At 62.0% G+C, this 16,243-nt stretch carries 15 protein-coding genes and 1 pseudogene; 7 read left to right on the forward strand and 9 right to left on the reverse strand.

Annotated elements, in window-relative coordinates:
* Nucleotides 1-48 precede the first annotated feature (48 nt).
* Together L0U82_RS32835 and L0U82_RS32840 are read left to right on the forward strand one after the other, a co-directional pair.
* A complete protein-coding gene (locus L0U82_RS32835; protein WP_233837663.1) occupies nt 49-855 on the forward strand; it encodes a TauD/TfdA dioxygenase family protein in 807 nt (268 codons plus the stop codon).
* A 176-nt stretch (nt 856-1,031) separates the two neighbouring features.
* Nucleotides 1,032-1,328 carry a DUF4148 domain-containing protein gene (locus tag L0U82_RS32840; RefSeq protein WP_233837664.1) on the forward strand — a complete coding sequence of 99 codons (297 nt, stop codon included), beginning with the start codon at nt 1,032-1,034 and terminating at the stop codon, nt 1,326-1,328.
* A gap of 148 nt (nt 1,329-1,476) precedes the next feature.
* On the opposite strand, the gene L0U82_RS32845 is transcribed toward L0U82_RS32840, so the two are convergent.
* Together L0U82_RS32845 and L0U82_RS32850 are read right to left on the reverse strand one after the other, a co-directional pair.
* Complete coding sequence (locus L0U82_RS32845; protein ID WP_233837665.1) at nt 1,477-3,687, reverse strand: xanthine dehydrogenase family protein molybdopterin-binding subunit; 2,211 nt, start codon at nt 3,685-3,687, stop codon at nt 1,477-1,479.
* A 2-nt stretch (nt 3,688-3,689) separates the two neighbouring features.
* Nucleotides 3,690-4,151, reverse strand: coding sequence for a (2Fe-2S)-binding protein (locus L0U82_RS32850; RefSeq protein WP_233837667.1), 462 nt, complete (start codon nt 4,149-4,151; stop codon nt 3,690-3,692).
* A gap of 185 nt (nt 4,152-4,336) precedes the next feature.
* Here L0U82_RS32850 and L0U82_RS32855 point away from each other — a divergent pair, with 185 nt between their 5' ends.
* On the forward strand, nt 4,337-5,281 hold the full coding sequence (locus tag L0U82_RS32855; protein ID WP_233837670.1) for an AraC family transcriptional regulator: 945 nt from the start codon (nt 4,337-4,339) through the stop codon (nt 5,279-5,281).
* Nucleotides 5,282-5,294: 13 nt separating this feature from the next.
* Here L0U82_RS32855 and L0U82_RS32860 read toward each other — a convergent pair whose 3' ends face one another.
* The gene (locus tag L0U82_RS32860; protein ID WP_233837672.1) at nt 5,295-6,104 is read right to left on the reverse strand and encodes a class I SAM-dependent methyltransferase; all 810 of its coding nucleotides are present in this window, start codon (nt 6,102-6,104) and stop codon (nt 5,295-5,297) included.
* A 471-nt stretch (nt 6,105-6,575) separates the two neighbouring features.
* Between L0U82_RS32860 and L0U82_RS32865 the strand changes: the two genes are divergently transcribed.
* From L0U82_RS32865 to L0U82_RS32880, 4 genes are read left to right on the forward strand one after another with little or no spacing between them, the layout of a single operon-like run.
* Nucleotides 6,576-7,415, forward strand: a complete 840-nt coding sequence (locus L0U82_RS32865; RefSeq protein ID WP_233837674.1) for an ABC transporter permease — start codon at nt 6,576-6,578, stop codon at nt 7,413-7,415.
* Nucleotides 7,412-8,155 carry an ABC transporter ATP-binding protein gene (locus L0U82_RS32870; protein ID WP_233837676.1) on the forward strand — a complete coding sequence of 248 codons (744 nt, stop codon included), beginning with the start codon at nt 7,412-7,414 and terminating at the stop codon, nt 8,153-8,155. The genes L0U82_RS32865 and L0U82_RS32870 overlap by 4 nt, the downstream gene beginning before the upstream one ends.
* Before the next feature lie 33 nt (nt 8,156-8,188).
* Nucleotides 8,189-9,193, forward strand: coding sequence for an NrtA/SsuA/CpmA family ABC transporter substrate-binding protein (locus L0U82_RS32875; RefSeq protein WP_233837678.1), 1,005 nt, complete (start codon nt 8,189-8,191; stop codon nt 9,191-9,193).
* Nucleotides 9,194-9,212: 19 nt separating this feature from the next.
* Nucleotides 9,213-10,454 carry an acyl-CoA dehydrogenase family protein gene (locus L0U82_RS32880; RefSeq protein ID WP_233837680.1) on the forward strand — a complete coding sequence of 414 codons (1,242 nt, stop codon included), beginning with the start codon at nt 9,213-9,215 and terminating at the stop codon, nt 10,452-10,454.
* A 71-nt stretch (nt 10,455-10,525) separates the two neighbouring features.
* On the opposite strand, the gene L0U82_RS32885 is transcribed toward L0U82_RS32880, so the two are convergent.
* The 6 genes and pseudogenes from L0U82_RS32885 to L0U82_RS32910 all read right to left on the reverse strand — a co-directional run bounded on the left by L0U82_RS32885 (nt 10,526) and on the right by L0U82_RS32910 (nt 16,238).
* The gene (locus L0U82_RS32885) at nt 10,526-11,584 is read right to left on the reverse strand and encodes an LLM class flavin-dependent oxidoreductase (RefSeq protein ID WP_233837682.1); all 1,059 of its coding nucleotides are present in this window, start codon (nt 11,582-11,584) and stop codon (nt 10,526-10,528) included.
* 383 nt (nt 11,585-11,967) lie between these two features.
* Nucleotides 11,968-12,132: pseudogene (locus L0U82_RS32890) on the reverse strand (4Fe-4S dicluster domain-containing protein); the annotation flags it as partial.
* 251 nt (nt 12,133-12,383) lie between these two features.
* Complete coding sequence (locus L0U82_RS32895; protein WP_233837684.1) at nt 12,384-13,568, reverse strand: Gfo/Idh/MocA family protein; 1,185 nt, start codon at nt 13,566-13,568, stop codon at nt 12,384-12,386.
* On the reverse strand, nt 13,565-14,509 hold the full coding sequence (locus L0U82_RS32900; RefSeq protein WP_233837685.1) for a Gfo/Idh/MocA family oxidoreductase: 945 nt from the start codon (nt 14,507-14,509) through the stop codon (nt 13,565-13,567). Before L0U82_RS32900 ends, L0U82_RS32895 begins: the two co-directional genes overlap by 4 nt.
* 14 nt (nt 14,510-14,523) lie before the next feature.
* Nucleotides 14,524-15,525, reverse strand: a complete 1,002-nt coding sequence (locus L0U82_RS32905) for a hypothetical protein (RefSeq protein ID WP_233837686.1) — start codon at nt 15,523-15,525, stop codon at nt 14,524-14,526.
* 62 nt (nt 15,526-15,587) lie between these two features.
* Nucleotides 15,588-16,238 carry an RraA family protein gene (locus tag L0U82_RS32910; RefSeq protein WP_233837687.1) on the reverse strand — a complete coding sequence of 217 codons (651 nt, stop codon included), beginning with the start codon at nt 16,236-16,238 and terminating at the stop codon, nt 15,588-15,590.
* Nucleotides 16,239-16,243: the final 5 nt, after the last annotated feature.

The raw sequence follows: 16,243 nt of genomic DNA on the forward strand, positions 1-16,243 counted from the left end.
TATCGGTCTCGACAACACGGCGGAACGGCCCGGTACTGGAGTCGAATGATGCAAATTAAACCGCTTATCGGCGCGCTGGGCGCCGAACTGCTCGACATCGACATATCGGCGCCGCTGCCGCCCGACACGCTCGCCGCGGTACGCCGCGCGCTGTTCGACTATCAGGTGATCGTGTTTCGCGACCAGAAGCTCACGCTCGATCAGCACAAACAGTTCGCGCGGCAATTCGGACCGTTGCACGTGCATCCATACATCCTCGCGAAACCGCTCGACGGCCATCCCGAGGTGCTGCGCGTGGTCAAGGAAAAGGACGATCGCCGCGTGTTCGGCGAGAAGTGGCATTCGGACGTGACGTTTCTCGAACGGCCCGTGTTGGGTTCCGTTCTCTACGCGATCGAGACGCCGAGCAAGGGCGGCGACACGCTGTTCGCGAACATGTATATGGCGTACGAGACGCTGTCCGACGGCATGAAAGCGATGCTCGAGCCGCTGACCGCGATCCACGAAACACCCGTGCCGGAAGTCGATCCGGCGACGGGCCGGCCGCTCGAACCGATGCGGCTCGTCAACAAACGCGGCGAGCATCCAGTGTTGTTCACGCATCCGGAGACCGGCCGCAAACTGCTGTATCTGAATACGACTTACGTGACGCACTTCAAGGGCATGACGCCGGAAGAAAGCCGTCCGCTGATCGATTATCTATGCGAGCACGCAACGCAAGCCGCGTTCACGTGCCGGGTGCGCTGGGCACCCGGCACCGTCACGTTCTGGGACAACCGCAGCACGCAGCATCTGCCGATCAACGACTATCACGGTGAACGGCGCGAGATGCATCGCGTGACGATCGAGACGTAGCGGCTGGAACGTCGGGGGCGTGAAGCGTCATGCGTTGAGATCGATTCGGGGCGCAGCGGCCTTCGGCGCAGAGTGAAATCGACCGAAGGACTAAGGCAAAATAGTCAAGGAAGTTATGCGCGGCCGGCGGCATCGCGTCGCTTGCGTTGCGCCAATCGGACGCTTGGAGATGCGCTATGAAAAAGCTGACGAAAAACTGCTCGACGCTTGCTGCGTTGGCGCTTCTGCTGACCGGATATGCCGCTGCCGGCACGCCACATAGCGGGCCACATCTGACCCAAACCGAGTGCCGTGATCTGGCCGAAACTAAAAGCAACGCGCCTCGGACGAAGTCACAACGCCGAAGCGAGCTTTCGGCTCTGAGCAAAGCGGGCTACAACCCGTCACCCTGGCACGACGACCCGGACTACCCAGAGGATTTACACGCGGCGCAGCGCCAGGTCGACCATTGGTTCGAAACGGAGTGCAAGTAGTCTCAAACCCCGACGAGAAGCCCGCGAAGCAACTACGGTTCTCTCGGACTTAGGTAGCCCGTTTTTGAACAGTCTGAGAACGCTCGACTAAAGCCGCCGTCCCCCGCCGGGGGACGGCGCACATCAAACAATCCCGAAGAAACGACCGTCAGGCGCTCTTTTCCGCCGCATCCGGAAACGGCAAGCTATGAATCCGCTTGCCCGTGGCTGCGAAAATCGCGTTCGCGACCGCCGGCCCGACCGGCGCGACCCCCGGCTCGCCGACACCGGTAGGCGCTTCGCCGGACTGCACGATATGCACTTCGACCTTTGGCATTTCGGCAATCCGCAGCACCTGGTAGCTGTCGAAGTTGTTCTGCTCGACCTTGCCGTCCTTCAGCGTGATCGCGCTGTGCAACGCCGCGCCGAGACCGAAGCCGATGCCGCCTTCCATCTGCGCGGCGATCACGTCGGGGTTGATCGGTGTGCCGCAATCCACCGCACAAACGACGCGTTCCACTTTCACGTTACCGTCCTTGTCGACGGACACTTCCGCGACCTGCGCGACGAACGTCTTGAACGCCTCGGCCACCGCGATGCCGCGCCCGCGGCCTGGCGGCAACGGTTTGGCCGGATCCCAGCCCGCTTTCTCCGCGGCGAGTTCGAGCACGGCGCGCATGCGCGGTTCGTGGGCGAGCAGATCGCGGCGGAAGACGAACGGATCCTTGCCCGCGGCGTGCGCGGCTTCGTCGATGAATGCCTCGACCGCGAATGCCGTGTGCGAGCTGCCCACTACCCGCCACCACAACACAGGCACGCCGGTCTGCGTGGTCGTCAGTTCGACCGAGATGTTCGGAATCGCATAGGCCACGTTAGCAGCCCCCTCGACGGACGTCCCATCGATGCCGTTTTTGACCATCACGCTGGCGAACGGTGTGCCCGCAAGGATCGACTGACCGACGATGTGATGTCGCCAGGCAACGAGCTTGCCGTCGGCGCTCAGACCCGCGTCGAGCTTGTGGAAATACATCGGCCGATAGAGGCCGCCGTGGATATCGTCCTCGCGTGTCCACTGCAGCTTGACCGGTGTGCCGTTCGCACCCAGCGCCTTCGCGATCGACACGGCCTCGACGATATAGTCCGACTGCGTATTCGCGCGCCGCCCGAAGCTGCCGCCCGCATACAGCGTGTGAATCTTCACCTGCTGCGGATCGAGCCCGGCCGTGTGCGCGGCGTTGCCCTGATCGACCGTCTGGAACTGGTCGCCCGCCCAGATCTCGCAGCTGTCAGCCGTGAGCTTGACGACGGCGTCGAGCGGCTCCATCGGCGCATGAGCGAGATACGGGAACGCGTAAGTAGCGGAAACCTTTTTCGCCGCCCCCGCGAGCGCCTGTGCCGCATCGCCTTCCTTGCGGGCAGATGCACCGGACTGCTCGGCGAGTTGCCGGTACTCGGTCATGATCGCGTCGGAGCTGCGCTTTTCGGCCTTCGAATCGTCCCATTCGACCTTCAGCGCATCGCGACCCTGCTTCGCCGCCCAGAAGCCTTTCGCGACCACCGCGACACCGCCCGGTACCTGCACGACCGAGACGACGCCCGGCACGGCTTTCGCGGCCGACGCATCGAATGACTTGACGGTCGCACCGAAGAGCGGCGGACGCTGCAGCAGCGCGACCAGCATGCCCGGAAAAGTCACGTCGAGCGTGAACTGCGCTGTGCCGTTGGTTTTCGGCGGCACGTCGACACGCGGCAACGGATGGCCGATCAAACGAAAATCTTTCGGCGATTTGAGTGCGACCTTATCCGGCACCGGCAAGCGGGCGGCGGCCGACGCGAGCGAGCCGTAGGTCGCGGTCCGGTTCGTGGCCGCGTGATGAACGCTGCCGTCACGCGTCGTCAGTTCGGACGCCGGCACCTTCCACTGCGTAGCGGCGGCCGAGACCAGCATCGCGCGCGCTTTCGCGCCGGCATCGCGCAATTGCATCCACGAGTTGGCCATCGCCGAACTGCCGCCCGTGCCCTGAATCGTGCCGAACGCGAGATTCGCGTAGCGCTTCGCATCGGCGGGCGCGCTTTCGACACGCACGTCCTGCCAGTTCGCATCCAGCTCTTCCGCGACGATCGTCGCGATGCCGGTGTACGCGCCCTGGCCCATCTCGACATGCTTGGCGATGACCGTGACGCTGTTGTCGGGTGCGACGCGCAGGAATGCATTGGGTGCGAATGTCGCCTCGGGCATCGTCGCAGCAAGCGCGCGGCGCTCGCTGCCCGCCCACTCGAAGCCGACGATGAGCCCGACTGCCGCGATGGAGCCGGCTGCTTTCAGAAAGGTCCGGCGGGATGGGCGTACCGCATCCGTAAGATCGAGATCGGTCGTCATGGTCAGGCCTTCAGCGTGGCGGCGGCTTCGTGGATGGCTGCGCGAATGCGGACATAGGTCGCACAGCGGCAGAGATTGCCGTTCATTGCCGCGTCGATGTCGGCGTCGGTGGGCGTGGCGTTGTGTTCGAGCAAGGCCGTCGCGGACATGATCTGTCCGGACTGACAGTAGCCGCACTGCGGGACCTGCAGTTTGACCCACGCGGCCTGAACCGCTTTGGCGGGCCGGCTTTCGATGCCTTCGATGGTCGTGATGCGCTTGCCCGCGATGGCAGCGAGCGGCAGCACGCACGAACGGGTGGCTTCGCCTTCCAGATGAACCGTGCAGGCGCCGCATTGGGCCATGCCGCAGCCGAACTTCGTGCCGTGCAGGCCGGCGTTCTCGCGGATCGCCCAGAGCAGCGGCGTAGTAGGATCGGCATCGAGCGTAATGTTCTTGCCGTTGAGGACAAACGATGTGGACATGGAACCTCTCCGTGGGGAAAGCCCGAACTTGGCGCCGGGTGTACGCGGCAGTGTGACCGACCGCCTGCCGTTGCGCTTACACAATCCTGCAAAATTATTGAACAATCCTGCAAATCGAACAGGCCAGCGGTGGCTACCCGGTAGCGGCTGGGTATGCTCGATTCCGTCAACGGGGTTCAATGCATATGAAAGCGAATTCTTCCAGGCTCGATCCTTCGGCGTCGCGCGAAACGGCACGCCGCGAACTCGCCGCGCTCATCAGCCGCTTTGCGCCGGGGGACGGCGCGCATCAGACGGCGATTCCTTCGCTGAGCTTCTACCGGTACGCGGCCCCCACGGATCTCGGCTGCGGCGTGACGAGCCCCGCGTTCGTGTTCGCGGCGCAAGGCGCCAAGCGGGTCGTGGTCGCGGGGCAGGCGTACGAGTACGACCATCAGCATTGTCTCGTGACGTCCGTCGACTTGCCGGTGATGTCGCGGGTGACACGGGCGTCGCCCGACGCGCCTTACCTCTGTGTGAAATTCACGCTCGATCCGCAGCGCATCGTCGAACTGGCGACGCAAATGCATCTGCCGGAACCGGATACCGTGTCGGCGGGCGAAGGCATCGCCGTAGGCTTGCTGTCGGCACCGGTTTTCGATACGGCGCTGCGGCTCGTGCGATTGCTCGATACTCCAGATGACATTCCCGTTCTCGCGCCCCTCATCGAGAAGGAATTGCTCTACCGGCTGATGACGGGCGAACAGGGAAAGCGACTGCGGCAGATCGCCGTCAACGGGAGCCAGACATACCGGATCGCGCGGGCAATCGAGTGGATCCAGAATCACTACACCGAGCTGTTGCGGGTGGAATTGCTGGCGCAGCAGGTAAATATGAGCGTGTCGTCGCTCCATCATCATTTCAAGACCGTCACGACGCTGAGTCCGCTGCAGTATCAGAAGCAACTGCGGCTGCACGAGGCTCGCAAATTGTTGCTCGGGCAGCACGGTGATGTCGGGTCGGTGGCGATCAGGGTTGGGTATGACAGCCCGTCGCAGTTCAGCCGCGAATATAGCCGGCTGTTTGGAGCGCCACCGCTTCGCGACGTCGTGCAGCTAAGGCGCCGGAACGCGGTGGGGTTTGAAGAGTAGCGCGGTGCGATATCTACGGCTTGACGAACCTCAACGTCATGCGATCCGATTCGCCGATCGCGGCATAACGCGCGCGGTCCGCATCGCCACCTGCGTAGGTCGGCGGCAATGACCACACGCCGTGCGGATAATCCTTCGTGTCGCGCGGGTTCGCATTGATTTCGCTGCGCGCCGCCAAGACGAAACCGGCCGCCTGCGCATGCGCGATCACGAACGCTTCGGTCACATAGCCGCTATCGATCATCTGCTGCACGGTCGTGCCCGGCCGCGCCCGATGCTCTTCGACGCCGAGTTCGCCACCGGGTTTCAGCGCGCGATAGAACCCGCGCAGATTCTCGTCGAGCTGGCCGTCCTTGATCCAGTTATGGATGTTGCGAAAGGTCAGCACGCGGTCGAAGCGCTCGTTGGCATCGAAGCCGGTGAATTCGCCTGCGCGCAGTGTGCCAACCACGACGTTTCCATAGAACGCAGGCGCGCCGGCGAGCTTGTGCGCGAAAGCCGCATCGGCGGCGCGCTCGCCGGCATCCGGTTGCGCGGACACGCTGACGTATTGCGCCTCGTACAGGTGTCCGGCGTTGCGCAGATATGGCGCCAGGATATCGGTGTACCAGCCGCCACCGGGTGCAATCTCCAGCACAGTCTGCGTCGGAGCAAGCTGGAAGAACTGTAGCGTTTCCTTCGGATGACGATACACGTCACGCGCCTTCGCCCGTTCGCCGCGTTGTGCGCCGTCAACCGCGGCATCGAGCGACACCGCGCCGACCGGCACGGCCTGCGAATCAGCGGCAGGCGTGCGTGATTGCGTGGTACAGCCAGTCATCATCACCACGGCTGATGCCGTGACAATGCAAACGGTGCGTGATAGCGAATGTTTCTTCTGATAATGATTCGATTTCATGGGCAACGACACGAGTTGGGGATAGCACGCAAGATACGCGCTTTATTGCCATGCCGCACGATAGCGGATACGTTGCCCTCCCGCGACCGATGGTGACGACCGAATACGCGGCATGTAATCAGTGAAAAGCAAAGCACAAAAAAGCGTTTGTCACCGCATAGGCTAACGGCTTTTAATAGCTAACTCGTCGTCGTAAGGCACCGACAACATCCGAGCGCCGTTTCATGTGGCGCATCACCGCATTAACACGACTGTTCATCGAGACACGTCCGCTCGAAGCTTCAACCGGATCCAGACTGCAGATGTTCTGCGCTGGAGCGATTGCGCGTTGCCGAGTGGTGATTCAGCGACTCCTGACTGCAATAGCTCTTTTTTCACGGCTGAAACGGAAATGATATGGCCGAACTGACTTCTACCCGCAACAGCTATGTCGCTTCGCGATCGCCCAGCACGCGCATATCGAAAAACGTAGCGTACAGATGGCTATCCTGGACCATCCCGGCAATTGTCGTGCTGCTATGGGAAACCGCCGCGCGTTTCGGCCTGATCGCACCACAGGTGCTTCCGGCCCCGAGCCGCGTTTTCGAAACCGCCGTGACGCTGGCGAGAAACGGCGACCTCTTCGTTCATCTCGGCGTTTCACTGCTGCGTGCCGCGGCGGGCTTCGCGATCGGCGCAACGATCGGCCTCGCGCTGGGCATCGCCGTCGGCTTTTCGCCGCTTACGCAGGCACTCCTCGACCGTCCGATCCAGATGGTGCGCGCGATTCCGTTCCTTGCGATGTTGCCGCTCGTGATCGTCTGGTTCGGCGTGGGCGAAGTGGCGAAGATCTTTCTCGTCGCGCTCGCAGTCTTCTTCCCGATCTATGTCAACACGATGCTCGGTATCCGGCAGATCGATCCCAAGCTGATGGAGCTCGCCGCGGTGATCGGACTGAACCGCGGCGCGATCGTGCGTCGAATCATTGTTCCCGGCGCGATGCCGTCGATCCTCACAGGCGTGCGCTATGCACTCGCCCACGCGTGGCTTGCATTGGTCATCGCCGAAACGCTCGCGACGACTAAAGGCATCGGCTTTCTCGCCATGGATGCCCGCGAATTCCTCGACACCAATGTCATTGTGCTCACCATGATCATCTACGCAGTCATCGGCGTCGTCGCGGATGCTCTCGTGCGCGTGCTCGAAGCGCGCTTTCTGTCGTGGCACGCAAATTACGGCACCGGAGCGCGCAAATGACGCCAAGCCTCACTCTTTCCCACGATCAGGTTGCCCGAGCGCGCGACACCGAGCGTGTCGTCCCATCGACACTGGCCGTCTCGGCCCGTGGACTGCAACGACGCTATGGCAGCCGGATCGTCATCGACGCACTGGACCTCGACATTCATAAGGGTGAATTCGTCGCGCTGCTGGGTGAAAGCGGCTGCGGCAAGACCACGCTGCTGCGTGCGCTGGCGGGACTCGATCTCCCCGACGTGGGGACGATCGATGCGCCCGAACGGCCTTCAGTCGTGTTCCAGGAGCATCGCCTGTTGCCGTGGGCGACGTTGTGGGAAAACGTCGCGCTCGGCCACGAAAATGCCGTCGGCAGAACCGGTGCGGCGCGTGCGCTCGCCGAGGTCGGACTCGCCGGCCGCGAGGACGACTGGCCACGCAATCTGTCGGGCGGTCAGGCCCAGCGCGTGGCGCTCGCCCGGGCGCTGGTGCGCGATCCCGTATTGCTGCTGCTCGACGAGCCGTTCGCAGCCCTCGACGCACTGACGCGCATCAGAATGCACGGACTCGTCAAGGAACTCGTCGCGCTCCATCGACCCGGCGTGCTGATCGTCACGCACGACGTCGACGAAGCGCTCACGCTCGCCGACAGGATTCTCGTCATGCGCGCGGGACGTATCGCGGCTTCATTCCGGCCCAAAAACCACCCGTCGCAAGCACTGCGGCCTACCCTGCTCGCGGAGCTGGGCGTTCGAACTCACTGACCGCTTTCCCCACAAACAGAAGGACCTGCAAGGATGAACGATTCTTCGCTGAGCCGCCGCCAATTATTGCGAGCGGCGGGCGGCCTGCTGGCCGGCGTCGCCGCCAATAGCCTCTTCCCGGCGCGAGCGGCCGAGACGCGCAAGCTCACGCGCAATACCGATACGGTGCGCATCGGCTGGGGATACGGCAGCCTGCCCGACATCGCCAAACAACGCGGCGCGTTCGAAAAAGACCTGGCTGCGAAAGGCATCAAGGTCGAATGGGTTGGCCCTTTTCCGAACCACGCGCCCTCGATTCAGGCCGTGGTAGGCGGCAGCGCGGACTTCGGCTTCTGGGGATCGACGACGCCCGCGCTGGCGGCAATGCTCGCCGGTTCGCCGATTGTGTTCAACGCGTTCGACGTCTATTCGCCCCGCTCGACGGCCATCATCGTGAAGAAGTCGAGCGGTATCAATTCGGTCGCGGATCTCGCGGGCCGTAAAGTCGCCGTCAATCGTTCCGGGCTCGGCGAGTTCCTGCTGATCGCGGCACTGGAGAAGAATCGCGTCGCTCGCGACAAGGTCGAGTTCGTCTATCTGAATCCGCCCGATGCCGCGCCGGCTTTCGCGCAAGGCAAGATCGACGCGTGGTCGATGTGGTCGCCGGGGGTCGATATCGCGCGCTTCTCGAACGACGCCAAGGACATTTTCAACGAAGGCCGCGATCTGGACTTCCTGATCGACTACAGTTCGCTCGTGACGCGCCGCAAATTCACCGAGGAGAACTCCGAACTGATCCGCGCGGTCATCGACGCATACAACGTCGAAGGCGCGTGGCAATCCACGCACGCCGACGAAGCCGAACGTCTGTCGCAGCGCGAAGCCAAATACCCGGACCAGGTGCGTGACTATCTGGCGAGCCTGCGGCGCGTGAATCAGTTCCATGAACCCGACGATGCCGCGTTCATTGCGCAGTTTCAGCGCGCGGCTGACTGGCTCGCGGAACGTAAGATCATCCACTCGCGCATCAAGGTGGCGGATTACAGCATCAAGGTCTGATTCGAGAAACGTCACCATCATGTCTGATAGCACGAACCTCGCGAGCGCCGGACCGACGCTCGTGTCACCGTTGTCCGCGCGCCTCGGCTTCGCGCGGATCATCGAGGATATTGCCGCGACAGCCACGCAGCGCGAACTGGCTCATCGCCCGCCACATGAAGAGATCGCGAAGCTCAAGGCGCACGGTTTCGGCGCGCTGCGTCTTCCCGCCGAAGCGGGAGGGCATGGCCTGTCGCTGCGCGAACTCTTCGTCGTCGCGCGCGATGTGGCCGCGGCGGATTCGAACATCGCCCATGTGTTTCGCAATCACTTATGGCAAGTCGAAGCCGCGCTCAGGCGGCGCGAACATCCGTTCCACGCGCGTGTGCTGGAACTCTGCGCACAAAAGAAAACCGTCGGGCTCAGCTTCGTCGAAACCGATGTGACAGCGGCCGGTGCGCGTCCCACCAGGGTGTTGAGCCGGCTCGAATGGGACGCGTCCCGCGAGGTCTACATCGGCTCGGGCAAGAAGGTCTACGCGACGGGGAACCTCTATAGCGACGCATTCATCGGCCTTGCTGTGGAGAGTCGCGCGAGCCGCACCGTGCAATACGTGCTGGACCGCGACACTGGCGTCAGCGACGGCGATGACTGGGATGGTTTCGGTCAGCGGCTGACCGCTTCCGGCACGGCGCACTTTCACGACGTGACGGTACCCGCCGCGCAGGTTTATCCCACCGATCCGCCGAGATCCGATGAGGCCCCGCCTTGGGGCTTCACGTTCCACCAGGTCTATCTGACCAACTGCATTGCCGGCATCGCACGGCGTATCGTGTTGGACGCGGTCGACGTGCTGCGTGCGCGGGGACGCAACTTCTACCACGGCGATGCCACGCATCCCACCGACGAACCCGTTCTGCAGTCACTGCTCGGCCGTATTCGTGCATACGCGGCGAGCGTCGAAGCGACCGCGGACCGCGCGGTCGAGGCCTTGCAGCGCGCGTGGGATACCTACGACACGCCCGACGAATACGAGACGACGCTCGCCGCCACGCTTGCGGCCGCCGAAGCCAAAGTCGTGATCGACGATCTCGCCCCGCAGATCGCGAGCTGGCTCATCGATCTCGGCTCGGGCTCGGCCGTCTCGCGCGGTGGCGCGCTTGACCGGCACTGGCGGAACATCAAGGTTATCGCTTCGCACAATCCGCGCCTCTACAAGGAGCGCCTGCTCGGACAAAACCTGCTGACCGGCCAACTGCCGCCCACTGGCGCGTTCTTCTGAGCGTATGCGCTAATGTGCGCTCACGCGATGCATCGCGGTGAGCGCACGTATGAACTCGATGCGCCGGGTGTTCAGTCCAGCAAACGACGAACGCGCGGCACCACTTCTTGCGCGAAGCTGCGCATGTCCGCTTCGAATGGCTGGAACTGCAGCATGAACAATTCGACGCCGGCCCGATGGAAATCGACGATGCGCCGCGCAACCGTGTCGTAATCGCCAACGAGCCCCGCGGCCGTGCCGCCGTTCGAGCCCACCCGTGGGGAACGCGCAAACGTCTGGTGCATGACTGCCCGTGGATCGATGTTGGCCTTTTGCCGCTCGCGCAGCGGCTTGTCGAGTTCGGCCAGTGCGAACAGATGCTCGAGATGCGCGTCTGCCTGCGCTTGCGTGTCCCGTGCAATCACGAAGGCCGACAGACCGAAGCGCAACGCTTCGCGTGCATCCGGTCGCGCGCGGGCCGAGACATCCGCAATCAGCGCGGAAACGTCATCGAGCGACTGGCCGTTGATGAACCAGACGTCGCCATGCGCCGCCACCAGTGCGCGCGCCGGCTCCGACTCGCCGCCGACATAGATGCGCGGACGCGCGCGAAACGGATCGGCGGGGCGCAGCTGGTAGTCGTCGATATGGAAGTTGTCGCCACGATGCGTGACGGCCTCGCCGCGCAGCAATGCATCGACAACCGTGATCCACTCGCGACCGTACGCATAGCGTTCGTCATGCTCGCCAAAGCCGAGACCGGCGCGTTCGAGTTCAGGACGATTCCACGCGTTCACGAGATTGATCGCAAACCGCCCGCCGCTGATGTGCTCGATCTGCTGCGCCATCTTTGCGAGCACGACCGGATGGTAAAGATAAGGCTTGATCGCGGTGATGATCTCGATGCGCGAGGTGAGCGCCGCAAGGGCCGCCGACGCGGTCCATGCCTCGAGCTGGTCGAGCGAGGGATCGTGTGGATTGATCGTGTGCTGCGCGACGAGCACCGAGTCGTAACCGAGGCGCTCGGCCTCGAGCACGAGGGCCTTGTTGCGCGTCCACGAAGCGTCGTAGGGCTCGGCGGGATCCTGCAGCGCTGCGCGGCTGCCATGCACGAGCGCCCACACGCCGAAGCGGGGAAATTTGGACATCATTGAACCAATCGACCGGGAGAGTAGTAAGGACGTCCATGCTAATGCCGATACGCTCGTTGCTATCCAATTTCTGTCGATATCGAATTTCCGTATCGGCATTTGGAGCGACGAGGACCGAGCGTCGAATTCATCGGCTGCGTAAGCCGTCAGGAGTCGAGCGAAATCCCCTACCGCAGGGTCCAGCGCTCAATCCGCCATATATCGCCGCGGTCGCACAAGCTTGCGAAACCGCGGGCGTAGCGCAGTTGCTGAAACACCGACGCGGCCTGGCACGATGAACAACCTCCCGTTCAGGACGCCCCCGTCAAATCCGCTAGCTCTCGCTTGGGCCCACAGAGATGCTGTGTGCGCTCAGGATATGAAAGATTGTGACCTTGCCCCGCTCACATATTGGGGTATGCCGGGCCACCACCTCCCCTCCGGCGTGACCCCTACGATATTTTGATTCGGATCTTTGATGTCGTCTTGCAGTGAACGCAATTGTGCGCATCGATCAGCAACCGGTTGGATCCATTCTCCGCGAAGAGGATTTCGTACGCGCCAGCGGGGCCGACGAGGTCGTCATCGTGCTCCGACCTCTAGTCAAGCAATACCGCGAACGTCGACGACTCACCGGATCGAAGTATCGAACGCATACCTGCTAGATCCGCAGGAGAATGTGCTGTGCCGAAAGGAAAGAGGATGGCTGCGATCGCTAGGGCACGACCTGAAAAAATCCTCGAGTCGCTCTGCCGGGAACGGTTTCTCGTTGTACCGAACTGGCAGACCACTCGACATACCACTAGAGGCGAACGCTAACTCAGACCGCCAATTGATATTTCATCACACAGTCTTTGGCCGTGCGGGCCGATTCGAGAATTGCCAGACATGTTTCGGTTGTGGCTCGCGCCCATTCCCCGCTATGCAGCGGTTCCCGATCCCCGATCACCGCAGCATAGAGTTCGTCAATGAGTTCCGAACGCGGCACATCCGACACAGGCACCGTTTCGAACTGTCGCTCCTCATCCCCGTAGATCGCGACACCACATGCCGTAGGCCTCAGATCTGCACGCTCGCAACTGACGATCACCTGTCCGAAATTCGGATGTGCAATCGGTGCAAGCCGCGAGAGAACCCGCACAGAAAGCGCGCCGCTGTAGTTACGTAGCGCCTTTAGCTTCGCTTCCTCACATAAAGACCTGACACCCCGCAGAAGTCGGCGTGCCACGCCATAGTCAGCAGCATCGACGTGCTGACCGGATTCACCAATCCAGTCCAGCAACTCGCTGCTATCGTAGTGACCGTAGCCGCTATAGGTTGCGGTGCAAAACGCGCCGTTCTCGAAACTCAAAAGAGCGGAATAGGCGCCTTCGGTTGGCCGCGAAGGATCCCATGCGCCGGTATAGGCACGCAGGCTGCGCACGAGACCGCCGCCCAGCAAACGTACAACATCCATTTGATGCGCGGCCTGACTGTGTACGACGCCGCCACCCTCGGCGGTGTTCAACTCTTCCGGACGACGCGGCCGATAGAGGAAGTCCGTAAAATCCTGCGCCGTAATCATCCTGACGTCGCCGAATTTGCCGCTTTCGATAATCTCGCGCGTGCGCCGGTACGGCAGGTCGAAACTGTGACTCGGCCCGATGATCAGGTGCACGTTCGCCTCGCGTGCCGCATCGATCATGCGCGTGCATTCGTCGAGCGTAATCGCCATCGGCTTCTCGACGAGAATATGCTTGCCGTACGAAGCTGCGAGGCAGACATGCTCGGCGTGCAACTGATGCGGTGTCGCAATGTAGACCGCGTCAACGTCAGGTGACGCACACAATTGCTCGATCGACGCGTACGCCGGCGCGCCGAAATCCGCGGTGAATTGCGTGCGCGCCGCTTCGATCACATCTGCCGCCGCCACGAGTTTTATGCGCGGATCCTTCACGAATGTCGGCAATAGCAGTGTGAATGCGCGACCCAAGCCGATGACGCCAAGGCGAACCGGCCGGGTCATAGCAACTTCTCCGCGCGGTCCAGCGTAACGTATGCGGGCATGACCCGTTCAAAGCTCGATTCGGGCTCAACGCCGGATTCAATGGCGGCGAGGAATGCCCTGTCCTGCAACTCGAAACCGTTTGCCGATACGGCAACACCGGACACATCGATCCGGTTGCCGACGCCATCAAACAGATCGTCATAATTCACAAGATAAGTACCGTTATCACAGATGTAACGAAATACGGTACCGATCGGCCCATCGTTGTTGAACGACAGCGACAGTGTGCAAAGCGCACCGGATTCTGCCTTTAGCTGAATCGACATGTCCATGGCGATGCCAAGCTCGGGGTGCACTGGCCCCTGCATCGCGTTGACACGTGTCGCGACATCACTGGTCTGATACTGAAACAGGTCGACCGTATGGCAGGCGTGATGCCACAGCAGGTGGTCCGTCCAGCCACGAGGTTCACCTAAGGCATTAATGTTCGTGCGACGCATGAAATACGTCTGAACGTCCATCTGTTGAATGCTGAGTTCGCCCGCGAGGATACGCTGACGTACCCATTGATGGCCAGGGTTGAAGCGGCGCGTATGACCCGCCATGCCGACGAGGCCCGAGCGTTTCTGTTCGTGCAACAGCGCTTCGACGTCAGCCAGGTTATCCGCAATTGGAATTTCGATCTGCACGTGTTTGCCGGCGCGTAGACATGCAAGGCCCTGCGTCGCGTGCAGCGGCGTAGGTGTGCAGAGAATGACGGCATCGATATCGGTGCGCTTGAGCGCCAAACCGAGATTCGGCTCGACGCTCGCCGCACCAAAGCGCGCAGCGACGGCCTCAGCCTTGCCGACGTCTGCGTCCACAACGGCGGCAACATGCATGCCGTCGATTGAAGCGATCCCCTCCAGATGCTTGAGGCCGTTCGCGCCGATTCCGGCGACGCATATATTCACGGTCATCGTGCTACCTCATATCAATCCCGCGGTACCCAGGTGATAAACGCCGTGCCGACGCCGGTACCGGCAGACGTACGCGTGATCGGAATATATACCGAAGAATTCACCTTGAAATCCTGCAGCACGCCGGCAACCATGACCCAGTTCAGGATTTCAGATGAACCGGAATTCAACGACTGCGGCGGAATGCTGCGGAGCGTTTCCACATCCTTTTCCTCGAAGGCTTTGAGCACGCGGCGATCCAGTTCTTCGTCCACCACGAAATGCGACAAACCACCGGACGCAACGAACGCCACGCGCAGATCGCTGGACGACTTCTCGACGATGTCGCGCAATGCCGCGCCGATGTCGAAACAGCGCGCCGCGGTCGGCACGTTCGGACGATAGTAGGTGTTCAGCATGATCGGAACAATCGGAATTTCGCGGCCACGGAACAGGCGCTTCACGATGAAACCGTATGCATGACCCAACCCCGCTTCAGCCTCGTGCTCAACCCTCGCGACCGTCGCAACGTCCACATGGCGTTCGATCAAGCCATCTATCAACTCCAGCGCGAACTTCTCCGAGCCACGCACCGTGTGCACTTCATCCATCATGTAGCCGCGACCCATCGTGCGCTCCCATTCCGGCGAATCGTCCTTGCCGAATGCGTCGCTCGTCATCAGGTCGTCCGCGTGATAGATGGAGATCGCGGGCTGATTGCCGGGCTTATACATTTCGCCCTGGTCATCACCTACGATCAGCACGATATCTGGCGCCGCCGCGTCGAGCGCGTCAGCGAGCGCGTCCAATGCAACTTCGGTCGCATCGCTCTTCTGCTTCAAGGCTTCTGGCGTGGATTCCGCCACGTAACGGGGGCCGACTTCGGCCAGCAACTGCGCGTAACTCAGCATGCGGCCATCGGACATGTTGAGTGCGGTGTTTGCGTAATCCGCGTTAGCGCGATGCTTCCAGTCCTTTGCTTCCAGCGTAAACATCGGCGTGTGTGAAGTGCCGATTCCAAGAACGATCTTCGCCACCATGTCTCCTTGCGTATAGCAAGTGCCGCCGCACTGAAATCAACGTAACCGCAGCGGGTTTATCAGGCCATTTCCTTCGTTTGCAAAGAATGGTAGCCCTGATTTTTTCGTACTTCGTCCAGCCGCTCGCCACGCTCGACCCCCGCGCGAATGCGATCTTCCGCCTCCTGAATTTTCGTGGCGACGACGAGAACTTCTTCAGCGCGCTCCCGTGGAACGATTACGATGCCATCCCAGTCGCCGATGACCAGATCGCCGGGATTCACGCGCACGCCGCCAATAGAGATGCTGCACTGGGTTGCGTCCACTGCAACGCGATCCTTGCCCGTACGCATGTGGCTGCTGCGTGCGAAGATCGGATACGCCAGTTCGATGGAGCGCGGCGCATCGCGACACACGCCGTCGATGATCGTGCCGCCCAGCCTCTTGCGGCTCGCGACCGTCGTGAGGATGTCGCCCCATACCGTGGCATCCATGCAACCCTGGTTGTCCAGTGCAACGACGGTGCCTTCGGGCAGGTCGTCAATGTAGTCGCCAACCGTACCGCCCCGGGTGCCGCAAGGCACGTAGCGAATCGTGAACGCCGGACCGGCAATCCGGAACTTCGGATCGAGCGGCTTGATACCCACGCACTGACCGGCGATGCCGAGCTTATCCAGTGCATCCGAAATGGTCGGCGTATCCATCATTGCCAGTTTCATCAACGCTTCCATGTCTC

The sequence above is a fragment of the Paraburkholderia sp. ZP32-5 genome, assembly GCF_021390495.1.
In the GTDB taxonomy this organism is placed as follows: domain Bacteria; phylum Pseudomonadota; class Gammaproteobacteria; order Burkholderiales; family Burkholderiaceae; genus Paraburkholderia.